Here is a 13497-nt window from a genome sequence, read left to right as displayed (position 1 = left end):
CGCCCCTCGCCGCACGGGGTCACACCACGACACATTGCGACACACACGCCGCGGGTGTCAGCGAGACGGATGCCTCGGGCCGGCCGTGACCCCGGCACGCGACGGGGCGCCGCGCACGACCGAGGCCGGCGGCTCGCCGGCGCCGGCGTGCACGCTGTCCGGACGGGCGAGGCCGAGATGGTCGCGGAGCGTCTCGCCCTCGTACTCGGTCGGCAGCAGCCCGCGCCGTTGCAGCTCGGGCACGACCTGGAACGCGAACGCCTCGAACTGCTGCGGCTGCACCGCGGAGAGCACGTTGAAGCCGTCGACGGCGCCGGCATCGCCCCAGGCCTCGAACTCGGTGGCGATGTCGTCGGCGGTGCCGACGATCATCGAGGCGGTGACGGAGGCCGCGACGACGAGGTGGCGCAGTGTCGGCGGGCGCTCGCCCGAGGGGCTGCGCCCGGTGCGCTCGGCGACGATCTCGACGAGCTCCTGCCCCGCGGCGCCGAACTCCGCGACGAGCGCGGGCGTGACCGCCCGGTCGGGTGAGAGCTCGGCGAGGTCGACCCCCACGAGGAGTGAGAGCTGCGCGAGGGAGCGGTTCGACGGGAACGCGGCGGGCGGGCCGTCCGGCCAGTCCTCGGCGATCTGCACGAGCTCGCTGAGCTCGTCGGCGATCGACTGGGCGTGCTCGCGCGTCTCCCCCACGATCGGCAGCACGGGGGCGATGACCTTCAGGGTGCGATCGTCGCGGCCCGACTCGAAGGCGAGCGAGCGCAGCTCCTCGCGGATCGCGATCGCCTGGGCGCGGTCGCCGACGGCGACGAGCGCGAGGTCGGCGCTCTGCGCGGCGAAGAGCCGCGACCTGGGCGAGATGCCCGCGTGCACGATCGGCAGGTGGCCCTGCACGGGGCGCGGCACGTTGAGCGGACCCGTCACGCTGAGGTGCTCGCCGTGGAAGTCGGTGGCGTGCAGCTTCAGCGGGTCGAGGTACACGCCGCTCGCGGCATCCGCGACGATCGCATCGTCGTCGAAGGAGTCCCAGAGGCGCCGCAGCACGATCTCGAACTCGACCGCGCGGTCGTATCGCGCCTCGTTCGCGGTGTGGAAGTCGACGCCGTGATTGCCGGCGGCACGCGGCTCCGCGCCCGTCACGAGGTTGAGCCCGGCCCGGCCGCCGGAGAGCAGGTCGGCCGACGCCGTCGCCCTGGCCAGCGTGTACGGGTCGGAGTAGCTCGTGTTCGCCGTCGCGATGAGCCCGATGCGGGAGGTGACGCCCGCGAGGTAGGTGATCGCCGAGATCGGGTCGACCCGGGCGACGAGGTACGGGTCGTGGTACTCGAGGTCGTGACCCGTCGCGAGCCAGTCGCCGAAGAACAAGTAGTCGAGTCGCGCAGCCTCGGCCACCTCGGCGGCCCGCCGCAGCACGGCCGCGTCGCCGCGCGGGTCGCGGTGCGCACCCGGGTACCGCCAGCCCGATGGGTACGCCCCGATGGCCCTGACCATCGCGCCGATGATGAGTCGTGTCATGTCGACCTCCTGACCCGACGGTAAGGAGGGCGAGCGGATGCCGCGAGGCCGGCCGTCACACGTGTCAACGCGAGGTCATCCGGCGTCACGCGCGAGGGCTCAGCTGCTCGACCGCGCCACGAGGAGCGATCCGAACTCGTGCGATTCCGAGGACATCCGCATTCCCGAGGATGATCGGCCCCCGACCCACCCTCGGAATCGCCGATCTCCTCGCGCCAGCGGGTGAGCGCGGCCGCGGGAAACGCGCTTCGCGCGGTCTGGCGCGACTGACGCGACCCCCGGACGGTCACGCGCGAGGGCTCAGATGCTCGACCGCGCCGCCAGGAGCGGGCACTCGAACGGGTCTCGATCGCCGAGTCCGACCCGGTTGATGTAGCGGAACACGATCACGTACGAGCGCCACAACGTGGTCTGGGTGTACGGCACGTCGTGCCGGCGCAGGTAGTCGGCGATGAGCGGAGCGGCTCGCCGCAGGTGCGGTCTGGGCATCGACGGGAAGAGGTGGTGCTCGATCTGGTAGTTCAGCCCGCCCATGGCGAAGTCGAGCACGCGGCTGCCGCGGATGTTCCGGCTCATGAGCGCTTGGCGACGCAGGAAGTCGAGCTTCAGCCCGGCGGGCACGAGCGGCATGCCCTTGTGGTTGGGAGCGAACGACATGCCCATGTAGAACCCGAACAGGCCGAGCTGGATCGCGAGGAACACCGCGGCCTTCTCGGGCGAGAGCACGAGGAAGACGAGCGCCAGGTATCCGACGATCCGCACCGTGAGGAACGAGATCTCCACCGGCCGGTGGGCGAGGTGCTCGCGGGACAGCACCCGGTGCACGCTCGACGCGTGCAGCGACAGCCCCTCGAGCAGCAGGATCGGGAAGAAGAACACGCCTTGATGCGCGATGACCCACCGGGAGAACGCCGCTCGGTCGCGGCTGGCCTGCTCCGGCGTGAATGCGACCACCGGCAGGTCGATGTCGGGGTCGGCGCCGATCTGGTTCGGGTTGGCGTGGTGGCGGGTGTGCTTGTGCTGCCACCAGCCGTAGCTCATGCCGACGAATCCGCCGAGCACGAGGCTCGTCCAGTCGTTCCACTTGCCCGAACGGAAGATCTGGCGGTGCGCGGCGTCATGCCCGAGGAAGGCGGTCTGCGTGAAGAGGAACGCGAAGCCCGCCGCAAGGAACATCTGCCACCAGCTGTCGCCGATCCAGACGAACACGACGACGGCGGCTCCGATCGAGACGGGCACCGCGATGAGCTTCGTCCAGTAGTAGCCGTACCTGCGACGCATGAGCCCGGCGGACCTGACGATCCGTGCGAGATCGGTGAAGTCGCTGTTCCCGGGCGGGCCGCCCGATGCCGTGAGGGATCGGGGCGAGGCCGCCTGGCTGGTCATGATGACCTTCTTCCTGCCGTTCCCGAGTCGTAGGGGAACGGTGCGGAGGCTTGACGCCATCCGCACCCCTTCACGCTACGCCGCACCGAGGGCGACATGAGAAACCCTCAAGAAACTCACAGGCGCCACGACGTCAGCCCGCGACGCCGCGCACCTGCCTCGAGGCGTCGACGATGCGCAGCAGCGTCGTGAGAGCGGTCTGCAGCTCCGCCGCGCCCACCGCTGCGCCCACGGCGTCGGCCCACGCACGCTGGGCCGCACCAAGTCGTTCGACGGCCGCCCGACCGTCCGCCGTGGGCCGCAGCAGCTTCGCACGACGGTGCCGCGGATTCTCGTCGTACTCGGCCCACCCGCGCTCGACGAGGAGATCGGCGGTGCGCTGCACGCTCTGCCTGGCGAGCCCGAGGCCGACCCGTCGAGCGATCTCGGCCACGGGGAGCCCCTCGTCGAGAGTCGCGCCGAGCACCTGCCACTGCGCCGGGGTGAGGCCTTCAGGTCCGGCGATGTCGCGAGCGGCCTCGAGGAACTCGCCGTTCAGCTCGAACACCGGCAGCACGAGTTCGGTGAGGGCATCGCCCGCCACGCTGCGACAGGTGGTCATTCGGCACCCACGAGCGCATCGAAGTACCGGCGTTCGCCGGTGGTGTAGAGGCCGTACCAGGCGTCGATCACCGGCTGCGGCAGGGCGCCGAGCGCCTCGAAGACCGCCTTGGCGAACTCGAGCGGAGCCGTGGCGCCCGCCGTGATCACTCCGTCGTCGACGACCGCACGCTCGTCGGAGTAGTGCGCGGCCCCGACGTATCCGTCGGCCATGCCGAGGAAGTCGGGGGCGTTGCTGGTGTGCCGTCGCTCGTCGAGCAGGCCGACTCGGGCGAGTCCGAGGGTGCCGCCGCAGATCGCTGCGATCGGGGTGCCGGACGCGGCGAGACGGGAGGCGAGTGCGAGCACCTGCTCGTGCCCCTCGGCCCAGGTGTCGGCGCCCGGGAGCACGAGCATGGCGATGTCGTCGGGATCGAGGTCGGCGAGCGCGGCATCCGGACGCACGTGGAGCCCGCCCATCGTGTCGACCTCGGCAGCGGTCTCGCCTGCGGTGACGAGGCGGATCGCGCCACCGGCCATGCCCAGCCCGGCCGTGAGGTAGCCGTACTCCCAGTCGGCCATGGTGTCCGTGGCGTAGAGCACGACGAGCTTCTCGTTCGATTCGGTGTTTGTCAGCATGCTGTCATTCTTCCATGATTGACAGCATGCTGTCAATGGAATAGAGGCGGACGCCGCCGGCCGTGCGCTGCGTACAATCAGAGCACTGCGCAACTCGCGCCCCACCCACCCCCTGGAGGCCACCGCTTCGTGACGAGACCCGACCGCGATCGAACCCCTGACCGGCAGCAGCACGATGGACACGCGTTCGCGAGGAGGGAAGCGACGCCCGCCCCGCCGATGCGGCTCAGCGATGCGTCCGAACTCGTGCTCGTGGCATCCGCCGGCCGTGCGCTCCGTTTCGATCGCGACGATCTCGTGCTGCGCAAGGGACAGTACGCCCTGCGGAACGGCCATATGACGCCGCAGGCGTCGATGGTCGAGGACCTGCTCGCGCTCGGCGCGGCGCTCGACGCCGCGGGCATCCCGTTCCTGCTCGTGCGCGGCAACGACGATCGACCCGTCATCGCCGTGGACCGCGCCGAACGCAAGGCGGTCGCCCGGGCCTTCGCCGAGGCGTTCGCCGACGAGCCGTTCTACGCGACGACCCTCGCCCCGAATCACGCCGCGGAGACCCACCCGGTGCTGCTCGCCGACGGCCGGCTCTCCGCCGGGCGCAAGCCCACCGTGCTGCGGGTCTACCGGCCGCGCGTCGAGCCGATCGGGCGCCTGCGCTACGGCAGCGAGACGGGCGTGCAGATCGAGTTCTGGCGCTTCGGCGACGAGACCATCGAGGCGCCGGCCGAGAACGTGCTGATGCGCCGCACGCTCCAGCGCTCTGAGACGACCGACGACGTCGTGCACCTGCACGGCCGCGACTGGCCGACCCTCGAGCACATGTGGGAGCCGCTCGCGAGCGACGTCGACTTCGAGATCGACATGGTGTTCTCGTGGGTCGACGGCTCGAGCGACGAGTTCATCCGCGAGCGGGCCAAGCGCATGGAGAACGTCGTCGTCGGCGAGGGCGACGACTCCGAGGCCCGCTACCGGCAGATCGACGAACTGAAGTACGCGCTGCGCTCCGTGCACCTCTTCGCCCCCTGGGTGCGCCGCATCTTCATCGCGACCGACTCGCCGGCGCCCGCCTGGCTCGCCAAGCACCCGAAGGTCACGATCGTGCGCAGTGAGGAGATGTTCGCCGACCCGTCCGTGCTGCCGACGCACAACTCGCACGCCGTCGAGAGCCAGCTGCACCACATCGAGGGCCTCGCCGAGCACTTCCTCTACTCGAACGACGACATGTTCTTCGGCCGGCCGCTCCGCCCGTCGCTGTTCTTCTCCCCCGGCGGCATCACGAAGTTCGTCGAGGCCGCGACCCGCATCGGACTCGGCTCGACCCACCCGGGCCGCAGCGGGTTCGAGAACGCCGCACGGGTCAACCGGGCCCTCCTCCGCGAGCGCTTCGGCAAGGTCACCACCCGGCACCTCGAACACTGCGCGGCCCCGCTCCGCAAGAGCGTCATGGCCGAGCTCGAAGCCGCCTTCCCCGAGGAGTTCCGGCGCACGGCGGCGAGCCGGTTCCGCTCCGCGACCGACATCTCGGTGACGAACTCGCTGTACCACTACTACGCGCTCCTCGCCGGGCACGCCGTCGAGCAGACCGACGCGCGAGTCAAGTACGTCGAGACCACCCTGCGTCAGGCGCTGCCGGCGATGAAGCAGCTCCTGAAGCACCGCGACCACGACATGTTCTGCCTGAACGACGGCAGCTTCCCCGAGATCTCGGTCGAGGAGCGCACGGCCGCCGTCATCGACTTCCTCGAGCGCTACTTCCCGTTCCCGGCCCCGTGGGAGAAGGCGGCGACGGATGCCTCGGAGCAGGCGATCGCCGCGGCATCCGCGACCCCCGGCGACACGGCCTGAGGCGGTTCGCCTCGGCTACTGCAGCGCCGAGGTGAGTCGTGACACCCCGTCGAGGAACGTCGCCGACGCCGGCTCGCGGTCCCACTCCTCGAGGGTGAGCTGGCGCCCGGCGTCGCGGTAGCCCTGCTCGACCGCGCACATCTGCTGCACGAACGAGGCGCCGCGCACGAGCAGCGACACCTCGGCGTTCAGGCTGAACGAGCGGATGTCCATGTTGCTCGACCCGATGACGGCGACGTCGTCGTCGATCGAGAGGTGCTTGGAGTGCAGGATGTACGGGCCGGGGTACATCCAGATCTTCACGCCGGCCTGCAGCAGGTCGCGGTAGTACGAGCGCTGCGCGTGCCAGACCGAGCCCTGGTCGCCGATCTCGGAGACGAAGAGCTGCACGTCGAGTCCGCGGTAACAGGCCGAGGTGATCGCGTAGAGCATCGCCTCGTCGGGCACGAAGTACGGGCTCGTGATGATGGCCTGCCGCTGCGCCGAGTTGATCAGCGTGAGGAAGAGGCGCAGGCCGTTCTCGGCGTCGTAGCCGGGGCCGCTCGGCACGACCTGGCAGACGAGCGAGTCGGGCGAGGTGTCGGCGGGCACGGCCGCGGCGGGCACGTTCTCCTCATCGCCGAGGATCTCGTCGGTCTCGAGGTACCAGTCCGACATGAACACGGTGTTGATCGCGGTCACGACGGGGCCCGTGACGCGGGTCACGAGCTCCTGCCACATGAGCCCCCGCTTGATGTTCTTCGGCGAGTTGTAGCTGCGCGCGATGAGGTTCTGCGAGCCCATGTACCCGACGAGGCCGTCGACGACGACGAGCTTGCGGTGGTTGCGGAGGTCGGGCCGCTGGTACTGGCCCTTGAGCGGGCGCACCGGCAGCATCGAGCTCCACTTCGCTCCGATGCGGTCGAGTTCGGCGTACGTCGCGTCGTGATCGGCCGTGCGGTTCGTGGCCACCGCGTCGAGCAGCACGCGCACGACGACCCCGCGCTGCACCGCCCGCTCCATGGCCGCGAAGAATCCCCTCGTGGTGTCGTCGAACGAGACGATGTAGAACTCGACGTGCACGAACCGCGCAGCGGTGTCGATCTCCGCCGCCATGGCGTCGATCGAGGCCTGGTAGTCGCCGATGAGCTCGGCGGTGTTGCCGTCGACGGCGGGGAGCGCGCCGAGTGTGCGGTTCTGCTCGGTGAGCGAGGCGAACCACTCGGGCCACGTCGCGCGGTCGGGGGCGAGGTCGACGCCGTCGGTCTTCGCGGCGATCATGGCGTTGATCTCCCGCTGCTTCTCGCGCCGCTTCTTCGGCAGCTTCACGCTGCCGATGAGCAGGAAGAAGAGGATGCCGATGAACGGGATAAGGAAGATCGCGAGGAGCCACGCCATGGCCGCGGTGGGCTTGCGCCCCCGCGGCACGATGATGAGCGCGGCGATGCGGATGGCGAGGTCTGCCACGATCAGCAGGCCTCCGATGATCGCGGCGAGCTCCGTGCTCATACGCCACCTCCCCAGGGTCGTCTGCTCGCCTCGCGCTCGTGCGTGGTCGCTGCGGTCGGGAGAAGTGGTCTGAGTATGTCAGCCCGCGAGCACCGGGACCGGCATGGTGCACGGCGGGTCGTTCGGCACCGGCGGGCTCGCGGCATCCGCGATGCCGATGCCCGAGGCCGCGAGGCGGCGTGCACTCTCGTCGGCGTCGATCCAGTCGAGCGCGGCGTACGCACCGAGCGGCACGACCGAGTGCAGCACCGTCGTCGGGTAGACGTGCACGAGGTTGAAGGCGCGGGCGCCGTCGCGACCGCGGGTGCCGCCGACCGGCACGTTGAGGTCCTGCGTGTAGCAACTGGCCGAGGCCACCGAGACGGGCACGCCGGCGAAGGTCGCGGTCGAGGAGTAGTGCAGGTGGCCGGCGATGATCGAGCGGATGTCGCTGCCCTCGACCACCTCGGCGAGGCCGCCCTGATCGCGGAGCTCGACGGCGACCGCGAGATCGAGCACGCTCGGCACCGGCGGGTGGTGCATGGCGAGGATCGTGCCGTGCGGCGCCGGCATCGAGAGCTCCTCGGCGAGCCAATCGAGCTGCGCGGGTGCGATCTCGCCGTGGTGGTGGCCGGGCACGGTGGAGTCGAGGGTGATGACGCGCAGCCCGTCGACGTCGTCGACCCGGTCGACGGGTCGTGCCCCGCGCGAGCCGCCCGCCGCCTCGCCGAGCAGGCCGCGACGGAACGCCGCCCGGTCGTCGTGATTGCCCATGACCCAGATCACCTGGGCGCCGAGGCGCTCGGCGACGGGATCGACGATCCGCCGGATGCGGTCGTACGCGTCGGGCTCGCCCTTGTCGGCGAGGTCGCCGGTGAAGACGATCGCCTCGGGGCGACCACCGGATGCCTCGAACTCCTCGAAGAGGGTCTGCAGGTGCCGCTCGCTCGCGACGCGGTCGTAGAGCATGCCGCCGCCCGCGAGCACGTGGGTGTCGCTGATGTGGAGGAGGAAGTGGTCCGGCCGGGGATACTCGGCCGTACGGGTCGTCACGATTCATCCCATCGATCGGTGGTCGACGCGCAACCTCGGGCGTCTGGCATGGACACTAGCCGACCATGCCCGCCTGAACGGCGCATGAACGCGGCCTGTGCCGAAGCCCGCGCAGGGCAGGTGAGCGCCTTCAGGACTCTCGGAGACCCCGTGGATAGGCTCGAGGACATGTCAGACCCGCGCAAGTCAGGGGGTTGCGGATGACTCGCATCGCGCTGCCCGACGGCCGCCACTTCGCCGTCACATGGTCGATCCCCGACGCCTTCGGCGGCATGACGGATGCGATGCTCCGCCGCTCCGCCGCGTTCCACCGCGTCGCCGGGGTCGACGTCGACGTGCTGACCTTCGATCTCCGGCCCGACACCCCAGAGCTCGAGCGCGATCTCCGGAAACACGGTGTGCTCGCGCCGGGGGTTCGCATCGTGAACCTCTACGACTGGCTCCGGAGCCATCCGCTGCCCGGTGGTTCGCTCCGCCACGACCCCCAGACGTTCACGCCGCTCACCGCCGACGAGGCGGACGAGACCCGGCTCCGCGGCGACATCGTCATGAGCCGGTCGCGGCTCGATGCCCAGGGCAACGCGCTGCAGACCGACCACTACCGTGACGACGGCACGCTGCTCCTCAGCGACCGCCACGACACGCGCGAGCGCGGCGTGATCGGCGGCCGCTCCGTCGTGCTGTGCGACGGCGACGGCCGGCCGGTGCGCTCGTGGCGCCGGCTCTGGACGATGTACCGGGCTTGGCTCGACGCGCTGACCGCGGGCGGACCGGCCACCATGATCGTCGACAGCAAGACGATGGCCCCGTTCATGCTCACGTACCGCCGGGCGCACGTCATGACCGCGCACCTGGTGCACGCCTCGCACCGATCCGCGCCGTCGGAGGCGCACCCGATCAGGAGTTCGCGCCGCGAAGCGCTCGAGCAGCTGGACGACTTCGACCTCGTGGCCGTGCTCTCACGTCGACAGCGCGACGACCTCGAGCGGATCGTCGGCCGGCGCGACCACCTCGTCGTGATCCCGAACCCGAGACCGCTGCCGTCGCCTTCGGAGTCGGTGCCGCGCGACCCCGCCCGCGGCGTCGTGCTCGCCGCGCTCACCCGGCGCAAGCGCGTCTCGCACGCGATCGCCGCAGTGCAGGCGGCCGACGCGCACGCCGGAGTCGACGTGCACCTCGACGTGTACGGCGACGGCGAGAGCCGCCCGGCGCTCGAACAGCGCATCACCGCCCCGGCGACGATCGAGCTCCACGGATTCGATCCCGACGCCCGACGGCACCTCCCCGCCGCGTCGTTCCTCCTGCTGACCTCGCACTCCGAGGGATTCCCGCTCGTGCTCGTCGAGGCGATGGCCGCCGGCTGCCTGCCGATCGCCTACGACATCCCCTACGGGCCGGCCGACCTCATCCGCGACGGACGCAACGGCTTCCTCGTGCCGCCCGGCGACGTCGACGGCCTCGCCGATGCGATCGTCAGGCTGCAGCGGATGTCGCCGCGACGCGTCGCCCGCATGCGGGCTGCCGCCGTGCGCACTGCGAGCCGGTTCGACGAGGTGCGGGTGACGGGCATCTGGGCGCGCGAACTGCACCACGCCGAGGTGCGCAGGGAGGTGCGGCGCACGGGCCGGTTCGGCCGTGCACGGGCCGCGGCCGCGCGCCTCCCCCTCCCCCGGCCCGTTCGGAAGGCCGGGGTGAGCGTCGTCTCGGCGATCGACCGGATGGCCCGCGGCTTCGGACGCGTGGGCTAGACTCTGCCGTCGGGCCTGCCACCGCGCGGCCCCTGATGCGAGAGGCGGTGAGGGCGATGGCCGATCATAGTACCGACGCCGCCACCGCTGCTGCGTCGTCTCCCCGTTCCCGCACGCGCTGAGCCTCTGCTCGGCCACGCGCGAACGTGTTCCGATCCGCACCCGGCTGGCGGCGTCATCCGCTCACCTGCCGAACCCGGCGCGCTGCCGCGCGCCATGCGAGAACGGATCGCTCATGTCACCTCTGGTCGACAACGGCGTCTACGTCGACGGACGTCGCGTCGAGACGCCCACGAACCTCGACGACACCTACCGCCTCATGGACGACCATGACGGCCTCGCCTGGATCGGGCTCTACCGGCCGAGTCCGCGCGAAGTCGCCTCGGTCGCCCGCGAGTTCGACCTGCACCCGCTCGCCGTCGAGGACGCGCTGACCGGTCACCAGCGATCGAAGCTCGAACGCTACGGCGACACGCTCTTCGCCGTGCTGCGCCCAGCCCGGTACCGCGACGAGCTCGAGACGGTCGAGTTCGGCGAACTGCACCTCTTCGTCGGCCCCGACTTCGTCGTCACCATCCGCCACGCCGAGTCGCCCGACCTCGCGGCCGTGCGCCGGCGCATGGAGTCGAGCCCCGAGCTGCTCGCCATGGGGCCGGAGGCCGTGCTCTACGCGATCCTCGACGAGGTCGTCGACGAGTACGAGCCGGTCGTCGCGGGCCTCGAGAACGACATCGACGAGATCGAGGACCAGCTCTTCGGCGACAGCGACGACGACGCGCTCTCACGGCGCATCTACGAGCTCTCGCGCGAGGTCATCAACTTCCAGCGCGCCGTGCAGCCGCTCGCGTCGATGCTCGAGTGGCTGCGCCGCGGCTCAGAGAAATATCGCGTCGACGTCGAACTGCAGCGCTCGCTCCGCGACGTGCTCGACCACGCCATCCGCATCAACGAGCGAGTGGGCTCGTTCCGCGCCATCCTCGACAACGCCCTCACCGTGCACTCGGCGCTCGTGGCGCGTCGGCAGACCGACACGAGCCTGAAGCAGAACGACGAGATCAAGAAGATCTCGTCGTGGGCGGCGATCATCTTCGCGCCGACGCTCATCGGCACCGTCTACGGCATGAACTTCGACGACATGCCCGAGACGCACTGGGAGTTCGGCTACCCGATGGCGCTCGCCGCGATGGTGCTGTTCGGCGTCGGGCTCTACGCGGTCTTCAAGTTCAAGAAGTGGCTCTGACGCGAGCGCGACGGCGGGCCGCCGAGCCGTCACCGGGGCTTCTTCGGCCCTCTGCCCTGACCCGGGTGGTCGTCGGGGGTCTCCGGCGACGCCGTCGGCTCGGTCGGCGTTCCACCGTCGACTGGAGGTTCCTCGGCCTCCTCGGGGCTCGGTTCCGTCGGCTCGGACGGAACCGGCGTCGGCGGCGCGGAAGTCGGCAGCACCGGGCCGTAGCGGCTGGGTGTCGCAGGAGTCGTCGACGTCGGTCGCGGGTCGTCGATCGACGTCGACGCCTCGGTCCCTGGCGCGCCTCCACCGACGTTCTGCATCAGGGCGATGCCGGCGACGCCCATGACGGCGACGGCCAGACCGGTGACGCCGATCGCCGCGGCCAGCCGGTGCCGCGTCAGCCAGGTGACGGAGGCGGCAACGTAGGGCAGCAGCGGTTCGAGCATTGCGCCCACAGGTGACGCCGGTGCCGCCCGCCGTCCGCGGGGGCGGCGTGATGCGTCATCCGGCTCGTCGTGCTCGTCCTGCTCGGGCATGCTCACCCACCTCTCCGTCGCGTTCGAGGGCATGGTCCGTAACGACAGTACCCAAGGCGGCGCCGAGCGGGTGGGTTCATCGCTCAGAGGGCCGGTCGGTGCTCCGTGGATCGGTACCACTCGCCGCGTGCCGCCTCGAGGGCCGCGCCGACGTCGAAGACGGTCGCGTCGTCGTAGGGCCGGCCGACGATCTGCGCGCCGATCGGCACGTCCTCGCTCGATCGGGCGACCGGGACGACGAGCACCGGGTTCCGGTTGGCGATGTTGAACGGCACCGTGAGCATGGCGCCGATGTGGCTGTCGACGTGCGTGCCGCCGATCGTGACGCCGTCCTCGTAGTAGTCGTCCGCCCTGAGCGCCGGAACGCCCGCGACCGGGCACACGAGCGCATCGAACTCGAGGAAGAGGGTGGCGAGCACGTGATGCACTCCCGCCTCGATCTCGGGACCGCCGAGCACCCCGAGTTCGTCGAGCGCGCGCCGCCCCTGCTCGACGGCCTGCCGGGTGTAGGGCTCGGCATCGGCGAGACGGTCGGCCCCGACCTCCTCCTCGATCCAGGGGATGAAGCTCGTGCCGTAGTGCGCCAGCGCCGCGCTGACGATCCGCTCGTACGACAGCGGCACGGAGACCGTTTCCACCGCGGCACCCGCATCCGCGAGCCACTCGACCGTCGCCCGGATCGCCGTGGCCACCTCGTCGTCGACCGGATAGTCGCCGAGCGTCGTCGCCACCGCGATGCGCTTGCCGGTCAGGTCGGCGTTCGGCTCGATCACGACCGGGTTCGGCAGGCTCACCGGATCGAACGGATGCTGCCCGGCGATGACGTTGTGGAACAGTGCGACGTCGGCCACGGTGCGACCCATCGGACCGTCGGTGCAGTACTCGTCCATGTAGTTGCCGGGCACGGTGGGCACGCGGCCGAACGGCGGCTTGTACCCGACGACCCCGTTGAACGACGCCGGGATCCGAGTGGAACCGCCGATGTCCGAGCCCGTCGCGAGCGGTGCGTATCCCGCAGCGAGCGCGGCGCCGGAACCGCCGGATGACCCCCCGCACGAGTACTCCCGGTTCCACGGGCCACGGGTGATGCCCCACATCGCGCTGCGCGTGTACGCGGCGATGCAGAACTCGGGTGTCGTGGAGCGGACGAACGGAATGCCGCCCGCTTCGATGATGCGCTCGACGATCGGGCTCGTCCCCTCCGCGATGTTGTCGGCGAGGATCGGCGAGCCGTAGGTCTCGGTGTGCCCGGCGATCGCGTGCGCCTCCTTCACGACGACCGGCAGTCCTTCGAGGGGGCGCGCGGTGCCGTCGGCGTAGCGCCGGGCCGATTCCGCCAGCGCCTCGGCGACGGGAAGACGCTCGCCGGTCAGGGCGTTGATGGCGGGCTCCACCGCATCGATGCGAGCGAGCAGCACGTCGAGGTAGTCCGCCGGGGCGAGGTCGCCGTTTCGGAACCGCTCGAGCACTTCGGTCGCCGTCAGGTAGTGGGTCTGGTCGGTCATGG

At 70.7% G+C, this 13497-nt stretch carries 11 protein-coding genes; 3 read left to right on the top strand and 8 right to left on the bottom strand.

Features of this window, described 5'->3' with window-relative positions; genetic code table 11:
- Positions 1-57 precede the first annotated feature (57 nt).
- The 4 genes from ASE14_RS14340 to ASE14_RS14325 all read right to left on the bottom strand — a co-directional run bounded on the left by ASE14_RS14340 (position 58) and on the right by ASE14_RS14325 (position 4116).
- Positions 58-1512: an NtaA/DmoA family FMN-dependent monooxygenase gene (locus ASE14_RS14340; RefSeq protein WP_082600739.1), complete on the bottom strand. Its 1455-nt coding sequence runs from the start codon at positions 1510-1512 to the stop codon at positions 58-60.
- Between the two features lie 300 nt (positions 1513-1812).
- Positions 1813-2898, bottom strand: a complete 1086-nt coding sequence (locus ASE14_RS14335; protein ID WP_056655762.1) for an acyl-CoA desaturase — start codon at positions 2896-2898, stop codon at positions 1813-1815.
- Between the two features lie 133 nt (positions 2899-3031).
- Positions 3032-3499: a MarR family winged helix-turn-helix transcriptional regulator gene (locus tag ASE14_RS14330; RefSeq protein ID WP_056655759.1), complete on the bottom strand. Its 468-nt coding sequence runs from the start codon at positions 3497-3499 to the stop codon at positions 3032-3034.
- A complete protein-coding gene (locus ASE14_RS14325; protein ID WP_056655756.1) occupies positions 3496-4116 on the bottom strand; it encodes a DJ-1/PfpI family protein in 621 nt (206 codons plus the stop codon). The genes ASE14_RS14330 and ASE14_RS14325 overlap by 4 nt, the downstream gene beginning before the upstream one ends.
- Positions 4117-4335: 219 nt before the next feature.
- On the opposite strand from ASE14_RS14325, the gene ASE14_RS14320 reads away from it, so the two are divergent.
- Entirely contained in the window at positions 4336-5958 is a 1623-nt protein-coding gene (locus ASE14_RS14320; protein WP_082600737.1) for a stealth family protein, read from the top strand.
- 15 nt (positions 5959-5973) lie between these two features.
- Here the strand turns inward: ASE14_RS14320 and cls are convergent, their stop codons facing one another.
- Together cls and ASE14_RS14310 are read right to left on the bottom strand one after the other, a co-directional pair.
- Positions 5974-7446, bottom strand: coding sequence for a cardiolipin synthase (gene cls, locus ASE14_RS14315; RefSeq protein WP_056655753.1), 1473 nt, complete (start codon positions 7444-7446; stop codon positions 5974-5976).
- A gap of 78 nt (positions 7447-7524) precedes the next feature.
- Positions 7525-8478: a phosphodiesterase gene (locus tag ASE14_RS14310; RefSeq protein ID WP_056655749.1), complete on the bottom strand. Its 954-nt coding sequence runs from the start codon at positions 8476-8478 to the stop codon at positions 7525-7527.
- 200 nt (positions 8479-8678) lie between these two features.
- Here ASE14_RS14310 and ASE14_RS14305 point away from each other — a divergent pair, with 200 nt between their 5' ends.
- Positions 8679-10226: a glycosyltransferase gene (locus ASE14_RS14305; protein WP_056655748.1), complete on the top strand. Its 1548-nt coding sequence runs from the start codon at positions 8679-8681 to the stop codon at positions 10224-10226.
- A 235-nt stretch (positions 10227-10461) separates the two neighbouring features.
- Complete coding sequence (locus tag ASE14_RS14300; protein WP_056655745.1) at positions 10462-11466, top strand: magnesium and cobalt transport protein CorA; 1005 nt, start codon at positions 10462-10464, stop codon at positions 11464-11466.
- Between the two features lie 29 nt (positions 11467-11495).
- On the opposite strand, the gene ASE14_RS14295 is transcribed toward ASE14_RS14300, so the two are convergent.
- Together ASE14_RS14295 and ASE14_RS14290 are read right to left on the bottom strand one after the other, a co-directional pair.
- Positions 11496-11990 carry a hypothetical protein gene (locus ASE14_RS14295; protein ID WP_056655743.1) on the bottom strand — a complete coding sequence of 165 codons (495 nt, stop codon included), beginning with the start codon at positions 11988-11990 and terminating at the stop codon, positions 11496-11498.
- Between the two features lie 83 nt (positions 11991-12073).
- Positions 12074-13495, bottom strand: coding sequence for an amidase (locus ASE14_RS14290; protein ID WP_056655740.1), 1422 nt, complete (start codon positions 13493-13495; stop codon positions 12074-12076).
- Between the last annotated feature and the right edge of the window lie 2 nt (positions 13496-13497).

Source organism: Agromyces sp. Root81 (assembly GCF_001429165.1).
GTDB lineage: Bacteria > Actinomycetota > Actinomycetes > Actinomycetales > Microbacteriaceae > Agromyces.
The sequence above is the reverse complement of the archived record's forward strand: the minus strand, read 5'-3'. Positions and strand labels throughout refer to the sequence as shown.

Bases quoted from the DNA above. Each gene is read 5' to 3' on its own strand.
- ASE14_RS14340 (WP_082600739.1), bottom strand. From the start codon at position 1,512: ATGACACGACTCATCATCGGCGCGATGGTCAGGGCCATCGGGGCGTAC.
- ASE14_RS14335 (WP_056655762.1), bottom strand. From the start codon at position 2,898: ATGACCAGCCAGGCGGCCTCGCCCCGATCCCTCACGGCATCGGGCGGC.
- ASE14_RS14330 (WP_056655759.1), bottom strand. From the start codon at position 3,499: ATGACCACCTGTCGCAGCGTGGCGGGCGATGCCCTCACCGAACTCGTG.
- ASE14_RS14325 (WP_056655756.1), bottom strand. From the start codon at position 4,116: ATGCTGACAAACACCGAATCGAACGAGAAGCTCGTCGTGCTCTACGCC.
- ASE14_RS14320 (WP_082600737.1), top strand. From the start codon at position 4,336: ATGCGGCTCAGCGATGCGTCCGAACTCGTGCTCGTGGCATCCGCCGGC.
- cls (WP_056655753.1), bottom strand. From the start codon at position 7,446: ATGAGCACGGAGCTCGCCGCGATCATCGGAGGCCTGCTGATCGTGGCA.
- ASE14_RS14305 (WP_056655748.1), top strand. From the start codon at position 8,679: ATGACTCGCATCGCGCTGCCCGACGGCCGCCACTTCGCCGTCACATGG.
- ASE14_RS14300 (WP_056655745.1), top strand. From the start codon at position 10,462: ATGTCACCTCTGGTCGACAACGGCGTCTACGTCGACGGACGTCGCGTC.
- ASE14_RS14295 (WP_056655743.1), bottom strand. From the start codon at position 11,990: ATGCCCGAGCAGGACGAGCACGACGAGCCGGATGACGCATCACGCCGC.
- ASE14_RS14290 (WP_056655740.1), bottom strand. From the start codon at position 13,495: ATGACCGACCAGACCCACTACCTGACGGCGACCGAAGTGCTCGAGCGG.